This window comes from Neisseria sp. P0008.S002, from assembly GCF_051962805.1.
In the GTDB taxonomy this organism is placed as follows: domain Bacteria; phylum Pseudomonadota; class Gammaproteobacteria; order Burkholderiales; family Neisseriaceae; genus Neisseria; species Neisseria perflava.
Genome location: NZ_JBQCUY010000002.1, coordinates 78,383 through 95,157, shown reverse-complemented (window position 1 = coordinate 95,157; position 16,775 = coordinate 78,383). Strand labels below are relative to the sequence as shown.

Here is a 16,775-nt window from a genome sequence, read left to right as displayed (position 1 = left end):
ACACGACATGAACGGTAAATACTACTACGGCACAGGCCGCCGCAAAAGTTCAGTGGCTCGTGTATTCTTGACTAAAGGTACCGGCCAAATCATCGTAAACGGCCGTCCCGTTGACGAATTCTTCGCACGTGAAACCAGCCGCATGGTTGTACGTCAACCTCTGGTTCTGACTGAAAATGCCGAATCTTTCGACATCAAAGTCAACGTAACCGGTGGCGGCGAAACCGGTCAATCCGGCGCCATCCGTCACGGCATTACCCGCGCCCTGATCGACTTCGACGCAGCCCTGAAACCAGCCCTGTCTCAAGCAGGCTTCGTTACTCGCGATGCTCGTGAAGTTGAACGTAAAAAACCTGGTTTGCGCAAAGCACGTCGCGCAAAACAATTCTCCAAACGTTAATACGTTTTCAGAATCGAATCAAAAAGCCTTGCTCTGCAAGGCTTTTTTCATTTATAAAACAATAATCCAATATCCTCCGCAATATATGATGAAAACCCTGCTCCACTACGCCAAATCATTGCTTCAGGCCGTGATTATTTTCATTTTGCTCTCCTTGATTGTCGACTGGGTACGCAAGCCTAACCAGCCCTTACAATCAGCGGCACAAACCATTACTTTAACCGATGGGCAAACCACTTCCCTTCAATCCTTCAGCCAAAATCGGGTTGCCGTCGTTTATTTTTGGGGTAGCTGGTGTCGTATTTGTTCATACACATCATCAACCATAGAAAAGCTGCACCAAGACAATATCCCAACACTGGGCATAGCCTTGCGCTCCGGAAGCGACGCAGACATTGCCCACCATATGCAACAAAACAATCTATCCTTTCCAAACTTCAATGATTCAGACGGTCTGATGGCTCAAAAATGGAATATAGCCGTCACACCGACCATTATCATATTAAAAGATGGAAAAATGATTCATCACACATCCGGACTTTCCAGCTACATCGGCTTAAAAATCAGAATTTACTTAGCAGACATCTTCGGCTAAATTCATTGAAAATCCACCAAAAATAGAAAATCCAAAGAATCATCTCCGCCAAATATATTTACCCTATTCCACTTCATAAATAAATAAACTATCTCTTTCCCAATAACATATGATTTTGTTGAGATTATAAAGAAAATAGACTAAGATATAACCATAAGAACAATTGGAAACATTATTATCAAAACAAACTGTTAGAGATCTTCATCTAATATTGTGGCAGTGATGCTTTTGTTCCCATAAACCCGGTTGCCGACGGCAGCCTTAAAACAGCAATATTCGCCTTTATCAATCTACCTCACGCTTCAACGGTTTGATTTTTGATAACACCGGAGACTTAGTAATGCCCAACCAATCTAAACATGCATCTATCAATATCGGTCTGATTCAGGCACGGGAAGCATTGATGACCCAATTCCGCCCTATTCTGAACCAAGCCAATATTACTGACCAGCAATGGCGTATCATCCGGCTCTTAGCGGAAAACGGCACACTCGACTTTCAAGACTTGGCCAATCAGGCCTGCATCCTCCGTCCCAGCCTGACCGGCATTCTGACCCGCTTGGAAAAAGCAGGTTTGGCCGTGCGCCTGAAGCCTTCCAACGACCAACGCCGCGTTTATCTGAAACTGACGCCCGAAGGCGAGAAACTCTATGAGTCCACCGGCGCATTGGTTGACGAGCGCTATGACGCAATTGAAAAAGTCCTTACCAAAGAAAAAATGGCACAACTCAAAGAACTCTTGGCAGAGCTGGCAAAAATCGAACAGGCATTAAAATAAAGCGAGCCGGATGACAGATTCAACACACACACTCAAGAGATCCTTCCGAGATGCCATGGCCTCCTGTGCCGCCGGCGTACACGTTATCACGACAGACGGTGAAGCAGGGCGCTATGGCATTACCATGACTGCCGTAACTGCCGTTACCGACGAGCCGCCGACGGTCATGCTGTGCATCAACCGCCAATCCGCCATCATTCCCATCCTGCAAGGCAACCGTGATTTGTGCATCAACACACTCAACGACAGCCAGCAGGATGTCGCCGAACACTTTGCCGGACTGACCGACCTCTCGCCCGAAGAACGCTTCGAATACCATATTTGGCATAGGGGGCAAACCGGACAGCTCGAAGTCGAAGGCGCGCTGGCGCACCTGCACGGCAGCATTGTCGATCAACGCGAAATCGGCACGCATTACGTCTTTTTCGTTCAGATCAACGAAATCCGCAATACCGACACGCAAGCGCCGGCATTGCTGTATTTCCGTAGGCAATTCAAATCTTTGGCATAAAAAGGAATTAATTTTTAGGTGAGAATAGCAATCCTAGGACTCGGAGTTATCGGAACGACTTATGCCTATGCTTTTCAAAAAGCAGGCCATCAAGTAAAACACATACTTAGAAACAGTAGGCGGAACAATGCTCCAAAATCTATCTCGGTTAATTTGCTAGATGGTCGCTGTAATTCCAAAGGGGAAAGCAAACATGATACCTATGAGGTTCAAGTGGCTGAAGCTCATTCAGAATATGATTTTATTTTTCTGAGTGTGCGTTATGGTTTTGTTAAAGAAGCCGTGAAAACCTTGCGAGAAAATAATATCAAAGGAACTCTAGTTTTCTTCTGCAATTTCTGGAATACTCGAAAAGAGATCCAGGAGTGGGCAGGAGAGTACGACTATATTTTAGCTTTTCCGACAGCTGGTGGACATATGACCGAGGATCATTTGGACGGCGTTCTGTTCGACCATTTAATGCTAGAAGGTGAGCAAAAAGCAAAAATTCTTAATTATGTCAATCTGACGACTTTACTGACCTCTGTAGATTTGAAGTGGGAAGTTCCTCATGATATGGTCGAGTGGATTTGGATTCATATGGCGATTAATGCGGGGGTTACTTCAACAGCTGCACGTTCGGGAAAACTAGAAAACCCGGAAGAATTAGCCCTAAACTTGATGAATAGTTCTTCGGAATTATCATTAGCTATCAAAGCCATTCGAGAGGCTTTGAAAGTCGTTGAGGCACGTGGCGTAAATTTGAAGCTTTATAAAGCTGAGCTCTTACCTTACAAAATTCCTGCTTGGCTTGCCGGAAAAGCTATGAAAGTCATGTTTGCTAAAAATGAAATGACCCGAAAGATTATGACATTACACAATGACAAACAAGATATCCTCTATTGTTGTCAAAGTGTCTTTCAGACAGGTCAAGAGTTAGGTATTGAGATGCCCATTCTGGAAGCAAATATGAAGGGGATTTCGATCTAGAAGGTTTTAAGGATCTCAGGCCGTCTGAAACATCGGTTTCATTTTTTCAGACGGCCTGAGACTTTTTCTGTTTCACACATTATAGGCACACCCATGAAAGCAATGATATTGGCCGCCGGTCGCGGCGAACGCATGCGCCCGCTGACCGACCACACGCCCAAACCTTTACTCGAAGTAGCAGGTACACCGCTTATCGGCTGGCACTTACGTCGCCTGCGGCAGGCCGGATTCACTGAAATCGTCATCAACCATGCCTGGCTTGGTCAACAAATCGAAGAGACATTAAAAGACGGTTCAGCCTACGGCGTACACATTGCCTATTCTCCCGAGCGCGCCGGAGGCCTGGAAACTGCCGGAGGCATTGCCACCGCCCTGCCTCTTTTGGGCAACGAGCCGTTTTTGGTCGTCAATGGCGACGTGTTGACCGACATTGATTTCCAAGCTGCACGACTGGCTGCCCAGCGCATACAGGAACACAACCTTCTCGCCCATTTGTGGCTGGTGGACAATCCGCCCCATCATCCCAAAGGCGACTTCGGCCTGCTTTCAGACGGCCTGGTATCCGCATCATCCACAGACGGCCAAGCCATGACTTTCAGCGGCGTGGGCGTTTATCATCCCGCGCTTTTCAAAGACACCCCGGCACACCAGGCTGCCAAGCTTGCCCCTCTGTTGCGTCAAGCCATGAGCCAAAACCAAATCAGCGGCGAATACCACAACGGCCTTTGGTTGGACGTCGGCACAGTCGAACGCCTGCAAGAAGCCGACCGTATCGCCCAAAGCTGGTAAAACAAAAGGGACGTATCCGATACGCCCCTTTTAATATTCAAGGCCGTCTGAAAACATTGATCAAATCATTTTCAGACGGCCTCAATCCATCAATCAAATTTTGCCCATTTCTTTTCTTTCTTCATTCCCAACAGGCCATTGGCAATCATCACGCACAATCCCGACCAAATCAGTCCGTAGCCGATCAATGCGCCGTCCTGCACCGGCTCGCCCAGCCACACAATCGACACAATAAAAAGCAATACAGGCTCCAAATAGCTCAACATGCCGAACACTGCTACCGGCAGCAATTGATTCGCCTTCAAATTCAAATGCATGGATATTGCACTATTAAAACCCAGCAACACAATAAAAAAGATTAAAACCGGTTTGGCCGCAATCATCGCCGGCGTATCCGTTGCCAGCAGAATATACGCCAACGCAAACGGCGTAATCATCATCAAATCAAAGGTCAGCCCGATTAAGGAAGGCACGCCCAACTTACGGCGCAGCAGATAATAAAACGGATAAGTACCGAACACCCATACAGTCGTCCACGAAAACGCGCCCGACCGCACCAATTCACATGCCACGCCTGCACACGCCAAGATTACCGCCACCCTCTGCAACCGGTTCAAACGCTCTTTAAACCAAATCCGTCCGCCCAGCATCATCGCCAAAGGAAACAGGAAATAACCCATGGCAATGTTTACCCCTTCCCCATTAACCGGCCCCCAGACAAACAGCCATAACTGGCTGGCAAATATCGGCGTCGGCAATACAATCAGCAGCCATCGTTTCCAATCTCGGCCGACGCCATAAGCAAAACGCATTGCCGCCTGCCAACCGTTGACCATCGTCATCAGCGCGCACAAAGCCGACAGCATGGCGACCATGCGCCAGGCAAACACCTCCGTCCCCGTCATAGGCCGCATCCACATACCGTACAGAAACAGCATGGAAAACAACAAATTGGACGCTATCGCAGCCAGCAAACCTTTGGATAAATTCGTCATTTCAGACGGCCTTTTGCAATCAATCAAAGTTAATATTGTAGAAAAAACGGATGAAAAAATTACTCATCTTTTTGAATGAAGTTTTACCGCAAACATCCGTTTCATTAAAGGCCGTCTGAAAACCATATCTTCAGGTTTTCAGACGGCCTTTCATTGCATCGAAGCAGTCTAATGCATCAACCCTGCTTCACAATATCCGACAGCGGCCAGCGCGGCTTGACATTGAATGCACCGACAGCCTGATGCTCGGCAAGTCGCATCGCGCCGACAAAGGCAATCATTGCGCCGTTATCAGTGCAATATGCCATCGGTGGGAAATAGACGTTGATTTTTTCTTCCTGTGGTTTGGATTTGCCTTTTTCAGACGGCATTTTGACGGTTAAGCGCGAAAATTCATCACGCAGTTTCCAGTTTGCACCCACGCCGCCGGCAACCACCAAAGTTCTGAAGCCGGTATCCAACAACGCTTTTTTGGCTTTGGCCGCCAATACGTCAACCACCGCATCTTGGAAAGCGCGGCAAATATCGTTACGCGTCTGTTCGGGAATTTCATCGCTACCGGTTTCGGTGCGGACTTTTTCGACAGCGGTCAAAACGGCTGTTTTCAAACCGGAAAAGCTCATCTGCAAATCGTGCGAATGGAGCATAGGACGTGGGAATGTGAAGGCATCAGGCGTGCCGAGTTTGGCCAGCTCGGATAATTTGGCACCGCCGGGATAAGGTAAACCCAACAGCTTGGCCGTTTTGTCGAACGCCTCGCCTGCCGCATCGTCCACGCTTTCGCCCAACAAGGTGTAATCGCCGATACCGCGTACAGCCATAAATTGCGTATGTCCGCCCGACACCAGCAAAGCGACAAATGGAAATTCAGGCTTGTCGTCTGCCAACAAAGGCGAGAGCAAATGGCCTTCAAGATGGTGGACAGGGATAACGGGCTTACCGATGGCAAATGCCAAGGCGTTGGCGAAGCCTGAACCGGCCAGCAATGCGCCGCCCAAGCCCGGACCTTGCGTAAAGGCAACCGCGTCGATGTCGGCATAGCCTACGCCTGCTTCCTTCAAGCAACCTTGCGTCAACGGCACGACACGGCGGATATGGTCGCGACTGGCCAATTCGGGGACAACGCCGCCGTATTCGGCGTGCATCGCCATTTGTGTGTGCAAATGATGCGCCAACAGGCCGCGCTCGGTATCGTAGAGCGCAACGCCGGTTTCGTCGCAAGATGATTCAATTCCTAATACCAACATGGTTTGAGGCCGTCTGAAAAAATGATTAAAAACGATTCAGACGGCGTTTTCTCCGAAAACGGAAAAAGGCCGTCTGAAATAAAGTGCGGAATAAGCGGTTTACAAAGTGCCGTAAGAATGCAGGCCGCTCAAGAACATATTCACGCCGATAAAGGCAAAGGCGGTAATGACCAGGCCGATGACTGCCCACCAAGCCAACACCCTGCCGCGCCAGCCTGCCACCAGCCGCAAATGCAACCAAACAGCGTAATTCAGCCAAACGATGAATGCCCAAGTTTCTTTCGGGTCCCAGCTCCAATAGCGACCCCACGCAGAGGCTGCCCACAATGCGCCGAGAATGGTGGCAATCGTGAAGAATAAGAAACCGACAGCAATCGCTTTGTACATAACTTCTTCAATGACTTGCGAGTGCGGCAGCCATGATTTTTTGCCCGCATCTTCTTTTCTGAGCGCCAGCAGTTCGGCAATACCCAGCATGGCAGCGATACAGAATGCGCCGTAGCCGATAAAGTTGGCCGGAACGTGGATTTTCATCCACCAAGACTGCAAAGCCGGAATCAGCGGCTGAATGGCATGAGCCTCGCGTGAAACGCTGTACCATAAGACAAATCCGACCACAATTGCCATAAAGCTGAAGACAAAGCCACCCAGTTTTTGTACGGCAAAACGGCCTTCGTAATAGAGGTACATCAGTGCCGTAATGACCAAGAACAAGATAAATACTTCGTAAAGGTTGGAAACCGGAATATGGCCGGCATCGGGACGCAGCAGATAGCTTTCATGCCAGCGTACCAGCAAACCGACAAAGCCCGCCATCGCGGAAACCCACGCAAACACGGTACCCATGCCCAAAAGCGTATTGGACGACACATTTTTGCGCACCGCCGCTATCGCGCCGACGATATAGGCAAACAAGGCAAAGAACACAAACGCGCATTGCCACATAATCGCCGACTGGCTGCTTAACAGATATTTGAGCAGGAAACCGTCTGCGTGTTTGATGTCACCGCCATACAAATCAACGGCCAAATACGCCAAGCACACGCCCAAAGGGATAAACCAGCGCATCGGTTTGAAAAACCAACCCAGAAAAACGGCAATACCGGCACTCGCCCACAAAATCACCATTTCGTAGATGTCCATGTGCAGACCGGCTTGGGTTTGGGCAATAAACGCACTGATGGCAATCAGCAGTGCGAATGCCCAGTCGAAGAGGTTGAGGTTTCGGATAAATGATTTGTGTGTCAGAAGCTCATGCTCGGGCAAGGCCTGATGTTTGTTATTCATGGTTCAAATCCTTGGCAAGCTGCTGCAATTGCCGTGTGTGTTGCGGAAATTCTTTCTGCAAGTCGCGTTCGTTGCGGCTGGAAGACATGGCAAAACGGATACGGCCGTCTGAAAACAGCAGCCAAGCACGTTTTTCACGGATATAGAACATAAACACCGTGCCCAACACCAGCAATACCGAACCCAAATACACCAAGAATTCCCCCGGAGAACGGGTCATCTGCAATCCGGAAGAGCGCACTTCGGAATAGCCGTCCAATTGCAGCAACATCGGCGCAGGATACTCGGTTAAACCGGTGTACGCATCCATTGCATGCAGCAGGAAGCGGTTGCGTTTTTCATCTTGCGGCCAAGCCGGCAGGTTGTATGTACTGATCGTGTCTTCCAAAGCGGCATTCATCACGCCATAGAGCATCTCATAGAAATAGCCCTGCATTTTTTCCTGCTGATCTTTGGGAATGTTGGTGGTAACAAATTCGTCCAAAGCCAAATAGCCGCCTTTGGCAAAAATCGACAAAGTATTTTCCGCCGCCGCCATGAATTGCTCGCGGATTTCGGCGGGTGCGCCTTTGACGGCGTTGGCAACGGTTTTACGGCGTGCCGCATCGTCTTTCAAATATTGGCGCAAAGCCATAAAGGTATCGATTTTACCGTTTTTATCCATTGGAATGCGCAACCAGCGGTATTGCTGCGCCAAGCCGCTGCGCGTGCCGGTAATGAAGAAATAGTCTTCATCTTGTTTTACCGGCAACATATAGTTTTTATATTCGACCGCCTGCCCTGCTTTGTCGCGGATGCGGTAAACGATAGATGGGCCAATATTGGTGTATTTTTTGCCTTCCTGACGGACAGAACGAACATCATTGATGGCGGATTTCAGGTTTTGCTCTTTTTCAGACGGCTCGCTCATGTCTTCGACGTTCATCGAAGTAAACTGGTCGAATTCCAATTTATAAGAAGCCTTGCCCAAATCCAGCGGAAACTCGCGCATTGAAGTTGCTTTGAGTTTGACCGGAGTACGGTCGGCATCAGCCAGATTCCACGCTTTAAACGTCAAGTCTGAGCCGCCGTCGGCAAAACTTGCCTGATAAACCGTAATACCGTGCAGCGTCAAAGGATAGTTGACGCGGATGGTGTGTTCGCTGACTTTGCCGGTTGCCTTGTCCGTGACTTCCAAGTCGCTGGCGAAATCGCGCGGCATACCGGTATCGTAAAAATCAATATGGAATTTCTTCAATTTGACGGAAAACGGCAAGTCTTGCACGAGCATGCCGTTATCCGCATTCAGAAATACCACGTCCGCGCTCTGACCTTCCGAAATATTGACATTGCCCCTAAACGACAAATTAGACGTACCCAACACGCTTTCGGGCTTAAAGTCTTTGGCGTAAACCGCTGTATTGTCCGGCACGACCCGGCCGGTAAGCATGCCGATTTTCAGCAGGATATTGCTGTCTATCAAACCGCCCAAACAAATCACAATCAGCGCGGCATGGGCAAAGATATAGCCCCATTTGTTCATCGCACCTTTTTTCGCCACCACCAAAACCGAACCGTCTTCACGCGTAACGGTTTTGCAGCCGTAGCCCTGCACTTCCAAATAACGTTGCGCGACTTCGGGCGTTACCTGTCCGTCTAAAACGATGGAATGGCGCATTGCCGCCAGCGATTTTTCCTTCGCGTTTTCACGGAACGAACGAATCTCGCGCAAAAACGGCGGAACATTGCGAATCAGGCACAATCCGGTGGAAATCACCAAAAACATCATGATGACAACGAACCACGCCGAGGCGTACACGTCGTACAGACCCAAAAAGCCGAAAATCTGCGACCAAAACGGGCCGAATTTCACCAAATAATCGACTTGTGGCTGGTTTTGCTGCAAGACCGTACCGATAATCGAAGCCACGCCCAGCAGGCTGAGCAGAGCAACGGCAAAGCGCATGGAGCTGAAAAAGGCAAACCATGGTCTACGGATAAGTGGGACGGATGATGAAGATTTACTCATGTTTCAACTGTCGGCTTTGAACAACCCAATCAATCGGGCTGCGATGGACGTTATGATGCGAAAGGAAGAATACTGCATATTGTAGTCAAAATCTTGCTGTCGCTATTTGAAAAAACCAATCAGGCTTATCGGCATATATTGGCTAAGGCCGTCTGAAGAGTTTTCAGACGGCCTGTATCAATAAGCTCGTTTCAAAACGAAATTAGTGCAAACCTTGGATGAAGTTGGCTACTGCGTTCAACTCTTCTTCGCTCAGGCGGTTGGCAATATCGGCCATAATGGCGTTTTTGCGTTGGCCGGATTGGTAAGCTTTCATTTGCTCAACAACGTAAGCTTTGTGTTGGCCGCCCAGACGAGGATAGGCTTGGATTTCAGTACCGCCGCCAGGGATACCTGCGCCGCTAGGACCGTGGCAAGACATACATGCCGGCAGTTTTTTAGCGCTCAGGCCGCCGCGATAGATTTTCGCGCCCAGCTCTGGGTTTTCTTTAGGATTGGCTTCGCCCGGTTTGCCTTGTTGTTTGGCGTAGTAGGCGGCAGCGTCGCGGATGTCTTGTTCGGACAAGTTCATCACCATCGGTTTCATCACACCGGCAGCACCGTGGGAACGGGTACCGTCTTTGATGGCCATGGTTTGGCCGTAGGTGTAAGCCGCAGCCTGACCTGCCAGTTTAGGATAAGTTGCGATACCGCTGTTACCATCGGCTGCGTGACACGCCGCACAGATAGTAGTCGCTACCTGTTTGCCTTTTTCAGCATCTGCTTTAGGGGCAGCGGAAACCGCACCGGCAGCCAATACCAAGGCCAATAAAGTCAATCGTTTCATGGAGTGCTCCTGATTACAGCATTGCGTACCGCGTCAATGCCTTTTTTATACTCAAATACCGGGGAATTTTCCCGATTAAAACCGATAATTCTATAAACGTGCTATTCTATACCAAGTTTACATTAAATTACTACTCAAATTACCAAACTGCTGCAACATAAATGCCCGATACAAATTATGATGTTGCAGTTTTGTTTCCATGTAAGGAAATACTGATGAACCTTTTTCAAAACGCCAAATTCTTTACGACGGTCAACCATCTGAAAGACCTGCCCGACACGCCGGCCGAGATTGCCTTTGTCGGCCGAAGCAATGCCGGCAAATCCAGCGCCATCAATACCTTAACCAATCATGTGCGCCTTGCCTATGTTTCCAAAACACCAGGCCGCACCCAACACATCAATTTCTTTGAACTGGAAAACGGCAATTTCATGGTCGATTTGCCCGGCTACGGCTACGCGCAAGTACCGGAGGCCATCCGTACGCACTGGGTCAAACTCTTGGGCGACTACCTGCAACAACGCCGCCAACTGATCGGCCTGATTTTGATTATGGACTCGCGCCATCCGCTCAAGGCTTTAGACATTCAGATGCTGGACTTCTTCCACATCACCGGCCGTCCTGTGCATATCCTGCTGTCAAAAGCAGACAAGCTGTCTAAAAACGACCAGATTAAAACTTTGGCAGCGGTAAAAAAATCACTCAAACCCTACACTGAGCGTCAAAAAATCAGCGTTCAACTGTTCTCCAGCCTGAAAAAACAAGGCATGGACGAAGTCAATCAGGTGGTCGGTTCATGGTTTGACGCGCATCGCGAAGAAATCAAGAATCTTGCAGGCGAAGCATCGCCTGAATGATTGTAAAACAAGGCGGAATAAGATAAGTTGACCAACCGCAAATCTTATTCCGTCATTTGGTTTCTCACCATCGCGTTTACCATTTAATCCGGGGCATGTCTCACACATGCCCTTTTTTCATCACGCTTTTTTGTTTTCACACGCAAACCACAATCCCCGCCAAATATGCCATCACAACATATTAGCAAGGCCGTCTGAAAGCGCGGCTTCGATCTCCATTATTATTAAAGTGTTAATTTTAGTATTGCAACCCATTACACATCTTAGCGTTTTGCTCATGTTCAGCTAATTGTTGAGGCATAGAATACATTCATCGTTCAACAACACAGTAGGAAAGAAAATCATGAAACGCATTAACGCTTTTATTTCAAAAAAACTCATCATTGCCGGTATTATTGCTTCAAGTTTGGGCGTTGCCGGTGCGGCAGGTACCATGGCTTTCAAAGAAGGTATGTTCGCAAAGGTTTCCGGCCAGCAAGCAGCCGCAGCAGCGGTAGCAGAAGTGGGCGGCGTCGTTAAAGATGTCGATTACAAATACAAACAACATTTGGGCGGCCGTTACAAAGTAGAAATCTTGAAAGACGGCGTCGAATACGAAGCTTTGGTTGATGCTCAAAACGGCAAAGTATTGGCAGTAGCACAAGATGACGATCAGGACAAACGACACTTTGGTAAACATGATAAGCATCATAAACATGACAATGCCGAGCCCTCTTCATCGCAAAATACAGATTATCAGGCTCCTGCCGATGCTGCACCTGGCACACCTGAAAATGCAACCGCTTCCGAGGTAACACAATCTTAATTTAAACTTTAAAAAAGCCAATGCCGTCTGAAACTTTCAGACGGCATTGGCTTTAATGCAGCATTGTTTGAAACACAGCTCCTATCAAGCCCAATCATTTTCAGACGGCCTTTGCACCATCTTCGCCGTCTATCCAACCTGCTTCTTTCAACTTCCGCTGTTGCGCGTCATATCGGGCTTTTTCCGCCCAATACATTGTCTGGATACAGGCATCGTCGCATTCGCTGCCGCAACATTCCCACGATTCGGGACGAACGGGTTCGTCTAAAAGAGGTTCGCCCAAGATGGCTTCGGCTTTATTCTTCAGGGTCATATCCATCGGCAATTTCCAAGCGTGCGCCGTCAAATTCAATCACTTCACCGCCGCGTATTTTGGCGGTTTTACGGGTTTCGGTTTCGCCGTTGCGCAATACCAGCCCTTCGGCGATAAACGCTTTTGCCTGTCCGCCGCTTTCGGCAAGGCCAGCCAGTTTCAAAAGGTCGCACAAAGCGATGTATTCATTGTCTTCAAGATAAACTGTCGCTTCCATCATTTAATCCTCTTCAATAATAGCGATATTTTAACATGGCCGTCTGAAAGAAAGCCCCCTTATGTTTTATTTGCTTTATCCAACCCCATTACATTTAGTTTTCAGACGGCCTTTAGCTGCCAACCCTGCTACAATACGCCTTTTATTGTTCACGCCGATTTTGCCATGACCGAGCCGACCTACATCCCCCTGCGCCTGCATACCGAATTCTCGATTACCGACGGTATGGTGCGGATAAAAAAACTGATTGCCAAAGCGCAGGAATACGGTTTGCCTGCTTTGGGCATCAGCGATTTGATGAACGAATTCGGCTTGGTGAAATTCTATAAAGCCTGCCGCGGTGCAGGGATTAAGCCCATCGGCGCGGCGGATGTGTGGATAGGCAATCCGAATGCGCCCGACAAGCCGTTCCGCGCCATGCTGATTATCCGCAACGATGCGGGCTACCTGCGCTTGAGCGAGCTTTTGACGGAGGCCTATGTCGGTAAAGACCGCAATATCCATCATGCGGAACTCAATCCCGAATGGCTGGAAAACGGCGACAACAGCGGCTTGATTTGTTTGAGTGGCGCGCATTACGGCGAAGTGGGCGTGAATCTCTTGAACGGCAATGAAGACGCGGCGCGTGCGGCAGCGTTGAAATATGCGGCGTGGTTCCCCAATGCGTTTTATTTAGAGCTGCAACGCCTGCCCGAACGCCCTGAATGGGAGGCTTGCGTTTCGGGCAGCGTGAAACTGGCGGAAGAATTGGGCTTACCGGTAGTGGCAACGCATCCAACCCAGTTTATGAGCAGCGATGATTTCAACGCGCACGAGGCGCGTGTGTGCATCGCAGGCGGCTGGGTACTGACGGACAAAAAACGTCCGCGCGATTTTACGCCGAGCCAGTTTTTCATTCCGCCGGAAACCATGGCCGAACGTTTTGCCGATTTGCCCGAAGCCTTGGAAAACACGGTAGAAATTGCCAAACGCTGCAATCTGCACATCACATTGGGCAAAAACTTCCTGCCGCTCTTCCCTACTCCGGACGGCCTGTCGCTGGATGATTATTTGGTGAAACTCTCCAACGAGGGTTTGCAGGAACGCATGGTTCAGCTTTATCCAGACGAGGCGGAGCGTGCGGCAAAAATGCCGGAATATCAGGAACGTTTGGATTTTGAGCTGAACATCATCATCCAGATGAAATTCCCCGGCTATTTCCTTATCGTACAAGACTTTATCAACTGGGCGAAAACACACGGCTGTCCGGTGGGACCGGGCCGTGGTTCGGGCGCAGGTTCGCTGGTGGCGTATTCATTGAAGATTACCGACCTTGATCCGCTCAAATACGCGTTGCTGTTCGAGCGTTTCTTAAACCCTGAACGCGTTTCCATGCCTGACTTTGACGTGGACTTCTGTCAGGCAAACCGCGGCCGCGTGATTGAATATGTGCGCGAGAAATACGGCGCGGAAGCGGTCAGCCAGATTGTCACCTTCGGCACGATGTCGTCCAAAGCGGTGATTCGCGACGTCGGACGCGTGCTGGAACTGCCGTTTATGCTGTGCGACAAACTGTCCAAACTGATTCCGTTGGAAGCCAACAAACCCCTGAGTTTGGAAAAAGCCATGGAGGCCGAGCCGCAGATTCAGGAATTGATTGAAGCGGAAGAAGCGGACGAACTGATTACGCTGGCGAAAAAGCTGGAAGACCTGACGCGCGGTTTGGGTATGCACGCGGGCGGCGTGTTGATTGCGCCGGGCAAGATTTCCGATTACAGCCCCGTGTATCAGGCGGACGAATCCGCCTCGCCCGTATCCATGTACGACAAGGGCGACGTGGAAGACGTGGGTTTGGTGAAGTTCGACTTTTTGGGTCTGCGCAACCTGACCATTATCGAAATGGCGCAGAACAACATCAAAAACACCACCGGCGATATTGTCGATGTCGGCAAGATTCCGCTTGACGACCAAGCTGCCTACCAAATCTTCCGCGATGCGAACACCACCGCCGTCTTCCAGTTCGAGTCGACCGGCATGAAAAAAATGCTGAAAACGGCGCACACGACCAAGTTTGAAGAACTCATCGCCTTCGTGTCGCTCTACCGCCCAGGCCCGATGGACAACATCCCCGACTTCGTCGCGCGCATGAAGGGACAGGAATTCCAATACATCCACCCGCTGCTCGAAGGCATCCTCGCGCCGACCTACGGCATTATGGTGTATCAGGAACAAGTAATGCAGGCGGCGCAGATTATCGGCGGCTACTCGCTCGGCGGCGCAGACTTGTTGCGCCGCGCCATGGGTAAGAAAAAGCCCGAAGAAATGGTGAAACACCGCGAAATTTTCGCCGAAGGCGCGGCAAAACAAGGCATTTCGCGCGAAAAATCCGACGAAATCTTCAACTACATGGAAAAATTCGCCGGCTACGGTTTCAACAAATCCCACGCCGCAGCCTACGCCCTGATTTCCTATCAGACCGCATGGCTCAAAGCCCATTATCCTGCCGAATTTATGGCGGCAACCATGTCGTCTGAATTGGACAACACCGACCAGCTCAAGCATTTCTACGACGACTGCCGCGCCAACGGCATCGAGTTCCTGCCGCCCGACATCAACGAATCCGACTACCGCTTCACGCCGTATCCGAACATGAAAATCCGCTACGCACTCGGCGCGATTAAAGGCACGGGCGAAGCCGCCGTCGAATCCATCATCGCCGCGCGGCAAAGTGGCGGCAAGTTTACCGGCCTCTTGGACTTCTGCGAGCGCGTCGGCAAAGAACACATGAACCGCCGCACCCTCGAAGCCCTAATACGCGGCGGCGCGTTCGACAGCATCGAGCCCAACCGCGCCATGCTCTTGGCGAACATCGACCTTGCCATGAGCAACGCCGACCAAAAAGCCGCCAACGTCAATCAGGGCGGACTTTTCGACATGATGGAAGACGCCATTGAACCGGTGCAGCTCATCGACGCGCCCATGTGGAGCGAATCGGAAAAACTCGCCGAAGAAAAAACCGTCATCGGCTTTTACCTGTCCGGCCACCCGTTCGGCCCGTATGCCCAAGAAGTCCGCCAAATCGCCCCGACCAAATTGGGCCGTCTGAAACCGCAAGACAGCGTACGCCTCGCCGGATTCGTTACCGCTGTGCGCACCATGATGGGCAAACGCGGCAAAATCGCCTTCGTCAGCCTTGAAGATTTGAGCGGTCTGGTGGAAATCATGGTCAGCGGCCACACGCTGGAAAACTGCGCCGACTACCTCAAATCCGACCAAGTGCTGATTATCGAATCCAAAGTCAGCCGCGACGACTACGGCGGCGGCGACGGTCTGCGCATTATGGCAAACCAAGTCATGACCCTGCAAATGGCGCGCGAACGCTACGCCCGCAGCCTCAGCCTCGTCCTCGCCCCCGGCCACGATATCGCACGCCTCGCCGCCATCCTCACCGCCCACCGCCTGCCCGACACGTCGCACATTCCGCTGCAACTGTCGTACAGCAACGGCAAAGCATCAGGCAAATTGAAAATTGCGCCAAAATGGATGGTAACGCCAAGCACCGCCTTGTTTGACGAACTGGAAACATTGCTCGGCAGCAGGGCCGTCCGCGTGAATTGGTAAAACTAAAGGCCATCTGAAACTATACGTTCAGACGGCCTTTAATTTAAAAAGCGCTTTAAAAACATAAATCAGATAAAGATTCAGGCTTTCAGACGACCTTATTGTATAGGGAGATTATCTGAAAAGTTTATTGTACAAAGCCTTTGGCCAATAGGGAAAAGTAGCCCACAATAAAGGGGAACGACAATGCCGAAACAATACCCAGCACCCAGTAAATACATTGGTTCAGTACAGTTTTTGAGGCGGTAAGCCGCAACAGTTTGAAATACAGAGAGAACCAGGTTGATGACAAGGCAATAATCAGCAAAAAGCTGACTAGGGAGAAGGAACCGGAGAAAGCGTATCCCAGCATTGTCCCTATCGTGGCATAAAGCATGCCTGCGCCTAGCGCCCATTTCCAGATGGGATAAAGCCTATCGGGAAAATTCAGTGTTCCGGAGGCTTGGAGCCTGCCGAATACCAATACAAATATGATGTCAAACATAATAATGGCTGTTTTAGTGTAGGGTACGACAATATATATGAAAAGGGGGTGAAAATACCCCCCCTTTCCCTACAGATGCTCCATATTAAAGGCC

The 16,775-nt window shown here is 49.9% G+C and carries 17 protein-coding genes; 9 read left to right on the top strand and 8 right to left on the bottom strand.

Features of this window, described 5'->3' with window-relative positions; all coding sequences use genetic code 11:
- Window positions 1-7: 7 nt before the first annotated feature.
- The 6 genes from rpsI to murU all read left to right on the top strand — a co-directional run bounded on the left by rpsI (window position 8) and on the right by murU (window position 4,042).
- Window positions 8-400 carry a 30S ribosomal protein S9 gene (gene rpsI / locus ACTHSA_RS02325; RefSeq protein ID WP_003681515.1) on the top strand — a complete coding sequence of 131 codons (393 nt, stop codon included), beginning with the start codon at window positions 8-10 and terminating at the stop codon, window positions 398-400.
- Window positions 401-485: 85 nt separating this feature from the next.
- Window positions 486-995, top strand: coding sequence for a protein disulfide oxidoreductase (locus ACTHSA_RS02320; RefSeq protein WP_070625195.1), 510 nt, complete (start codon window positions 486-488; stop codon window positions 993-995).
- Between the two features lie 340 nt (window positions 996-1,335).
- Window positions 1,336-1,773, top strand: coding sequence for a homoprotocatechuate degradation operon regulator HpaR (gene hpaR / locus ACTHSA_RS02315; RefSeq protein WP_004520883.1), 438 nt, complete (start codon window positions 1,336-1,338; stop codon window positions 1,771-1,773).
- Window positions 1,774-1,783: 10 nt separating this feature from the next.
- Window positions 1,784-2,284, top strand: coding sequence for a 4-hydroxyphenylacetate 3-monooxygenase, reductase component (gene hpaC / locus ACTHSA_RS02310; protein WP_070625197.1), 501 nt, complete (start codon window positions 1,784-1,786; stop codon window positions 2,282-2,284).
- A gap of 18 nt (window positions 2,285-2,302) precedes the next feature.
- Entirely contained in the window at window positions 2,303-3,253 is a 951-nt protein-coding gene (locus ACTHSA_RS02305; protein WP_070625199.1) for a ketopantoate reductase family protein, read from the top strand.
- A gap of 93 nt (window positions 3,254-3,346) precedes the next feature.
- Entirely contained in the window at window positions 3,347-4,042 is a 696-nt protein-coding gene (murU, locus tag ACTHSA_RS02300) for an N-acetylmuramate alpha-1-phosphate uridylyltransferase MurU (RefSeq protein ID WP_070625201.1), read from the top strand.
- Window positions 4,043-4,131: 89 nt separating this feature from the next.
- Here murU and rarD read toward each other — a convergent pair whose 3' ends face one another.
- The 5 genes from rarD to ACTHSA_RS02275 form a co-directional block, all read right to left on the bottom strand.
- The gene (rarD, locus tag ACTHSA_RS02295) at window positions 4,132-5,037 is read right to left on the bottom strand and encodes an EamA family transporter RarD (RefSeq protein ID WP_070625203.1); all 906 of its coding nucleotides are present in this window, start codon (window positions 5,035-5,037) and stop codon (window positions 4,132-4,134) included.
- Window positions 5,038-5,213: 176 nt separating this feature from the next.
- The gene (gene tsaD / locus ACTHSA_RS02290) at window positions 5,214-6,284 is read right to left on the bottom strand and encodes a tRNA (adenosine(37)-N6)-threonylcarbamoyltransferase complex transferase subunit TsaD (RefSeq protein ID WP_107737696.1); all 1,071 of its coding nucleotides are present in this window, start codon (window positions 6,282-6,284) and stop codon (window positions 5,214-5,216) included.
- A 99-nt stretch (window positions 6,285-6,383) separates the two neighbouring features.
- Window positions 6,384-7,571: a c-type cytochrome biogenesis protein CcsB gene (ccsB, locus tag ACTHSA_RS02285; RefSeq protein ID WP_004520889.1), complete on the bottom strand. Its 1,188-nt coding sequence runs from the start codon at window positions 7,569-7,571 to the stop codon at window positions 6,384-6,386.
- The gene (locus tag ACTHSA_RS02280) at window positions 7,564-9,516 is read right to left on the bottom strand and encodes a cytochrome c biogenesis protein ResB (RefSeq protein WP_070625208.1); all 1,953 of its coding nucleotides are present in this window, start codon (window positions 9,514-9,516) and stop codon (window positions 7,564-7,566) included. The genes ccsB and ACTHSA_RS02280 overlap by 8 nt, the downstream gene beginning before the upstream one ends.
- 265 nt (window positions 9,517-9,781) lie before the next feature.
- Window positions 9,782-10,405: a c-type cytochrome gene (locus ACTHSA_RS02275; protein ID WP_004520892.1), complete on the bottom strand. Its 624-nt coding sequence runs from the start codon at window positions 10,403-10,405 to the stop codon at window positions 9,782-9,784.
- Between the two features lie 215 nt (window positions 10,406-10,620).
- Between ACTHSA_RS02275 and yihA the strand changes: the two genes are divergently transcribed.
- Both yihA and ACTHSA_RS02265 read left to right on the top strand, forming a co-directional pair.
- A complete protein-coding gene (yihA, locus tag ACTHSA_RS02270; protein ID WP_070625210.1) occupies window positions 10,621-11,262 on the top strand; it encodes a ribosome biogenesis GTP-binding protein YihA/YsxC in 642 nt (213 codons plus the stop codon).
- 343 nt (window positions 11,263-11,605) lie between these two features.
- Complete coding sequence (locus ACTHSA_RS02265; RefSeq protein WP_234394609.1) at window positions 11,606-12,067, top strand: PepSY domain-containing protein; 462 nt, start codon at window positions 11,606-11,608, stop codon at window positions 12,065-12,067.
- A gap of 100 nt (window positions 12,068-12,167) precedes the next feature.
- On the opposite strand, the gene ACTHSA_RS02260 is transcribed toward ACTHSA_RS02265, so the two are convergent.
- Window positions 12,168-12,386 carry a hypothetical protein gene (locus ACTHSA_RS02260; RefSeq protein ID WP_070625212.1) on the bottom strand — a complete coding sequence of 73 codons (219 nt, stop codon included), beginning with the start codon at window positions 12,384-12,386 and terminating at the stop codon, window positions 12,168-12,170.
- A complete protein-coding gene (locus ACTHSA_RS02255) occupies window positions 12,364-12,597 on the bottom strand; it encodes an RNA-binding S4 domain-containing protein (protein WP_002221492.1) in 234 nt (77 codons plus the stop codon). Before ACTHSA_RS02255 ends, ACTHSA_RS02260 begins: the two co-directional genes overlap by 23 nt.
- 165 nt (window positions 12,598-12,762) lie before the next feature.
- Between ACTHSA_RS02255 and dnaE the strand changes: the two genes are divergently transcribed.
- Window positions 12,763-16,197, top strand: coding sequence for a DNA polymerase III subunit alpha (dnaE, locus tag ACTHSA_RS02250; RefSeq protein WP_070625214.1), 3,435 nt, complete (start codon window positions 12,763-12,765; stop codon window positions 16,195-16,197).
- A 127-nt stretch (window positions 16,198-16,324) separates the two neighbouring features.
- On the opposite strand, the gene ACTHSA_RS02245 is transcribed toward dnaE, so the two are convergent.
- The gene (locus ACTHSA_RS02245; RefSeq protein WP_004520896.1) at window positions 16,325-16,681 is read right to left on the bottom strand and encodes a hypothetical protein; all 357 of its coding nucleotides are present in this window, start codon (window positions 16,679-16,681) and stop codon (window positions 16,325-16,327) included.
- Between the last annotated feature and the right edge of the window lie 94 nt (window positions 16,682-16,775).

Excerpts from the sequence above, each read along its gene's own strand:
- ACTHSA_RS02280 (WP_070625208.1), bottom strand. The coding sequence starts at position 9,516 with ATGCGCTTTGCCGTTGCTCTGCTCAGCCTGCTGGGCGTGGCTTCGATT.
- ACTHSA_RS02260 (WP_070625212.1), bottom strand. The coding sequence starts at position 12,386 with ATGGATATGACCCTGAAGAATAAAGCCGAAGCCATCTTGGGCGAACCT.
- ACTHSA_RS02320 (WP_070625195.1), top strand. The coding sequence starts at position 486 with ATGATGAAAACCCTGCTCCACTACGCCAAATCATTGCTTCAGGCCGTG.
- ACTHSA_RS02245 (WP_004520896.1), bottom strand. The coding sequence starts at position 16,681 with ATGTTTGACATCATATTTGTATTGGTATTCGGCAGGCTCCAAGCCTCC.
- hpaR (WP_004520883.1), top strand. The coding sequence starts at position 1,336 with ATGCCCAACCAATCTAAACATGCATCTATCAATATCGGTCTGATTCAG.
- yihA (WP_070625210.1), top strand. The coding sequence starts at position 10,621 with ATGAACCTTTTTCAAAACGCCAAATTCTTTACGACGGTCAACCATCTG.
- ACTHSA_RS02275 (WP_004520892.1), bottom strand. The coding sequence starts at position 10,405 with ATGAAACGATTGACTTTATTGGCCTTGGTATTGGCTGCCGGTGCGGTT.
- rarD (WP_070625203.1), bottom strand. The coding sequence starts at position 5,037 with ATGACGAATTTATCCAAAGGTTTGCTGGCTGCGATAGCGTCCAATTTG.
- murU (WP_070625201.1), top strand. The coding sequence starts at position 3,347 with ATGAAAGCAATGATATTGGCCGCCGGTCGCGGCGAACGCATGCGCCCG.
- tsaD (WP_107737696.1), bottom strand. The coding sequence starts at position 6,284 with ATGTTGGTATTAGGAATTGAATCATCTTGCGACGAAACCGGCGTTGCG.
- dnaE (WP_070625214.1), top strand. The coding sequence starts at position 12,763 with ATGACCGAGCCGACCTACATCCCCCTGCGCCTGCATACCGAATTCTCG.
- ccsB (WP_004520889.1), bottom strand. The coding sequence starts at position 7,571 with ATGAATAACAAACATCAGGCCTTGCCCGAGCATGAGCTTCTGACACAC.
- ACTHSA_RS02265 (WP_234394609.1), top strand. The coding sequence starts at position 11,606 with ATGAAACGCATTAACGCTTTTATTTCAAAAAAACTCATCATTGCCGGT.
- hpaC (WP_070625197.1), top strand. The coding sequence starts at position 1,784 with ATGACAGATTCAACACACACACTCAAGAGATCCTTCCGAGATGCCATG.
- rpsI (WP_003681515.1), top strand. The coding sequence starts at position 8 with ATGAACGGTAAATACTACTACGGCACAGGCCGCCGCAAAAGTTCAGTG.
- ACTHSA_RS02255 (WP_002221492.1), bottom strand. The coding sequence starts at position 12,597 with ATGGAAGCGACAGTTTATCTTGAAGACAATGAATACATCGCTTTGTGC.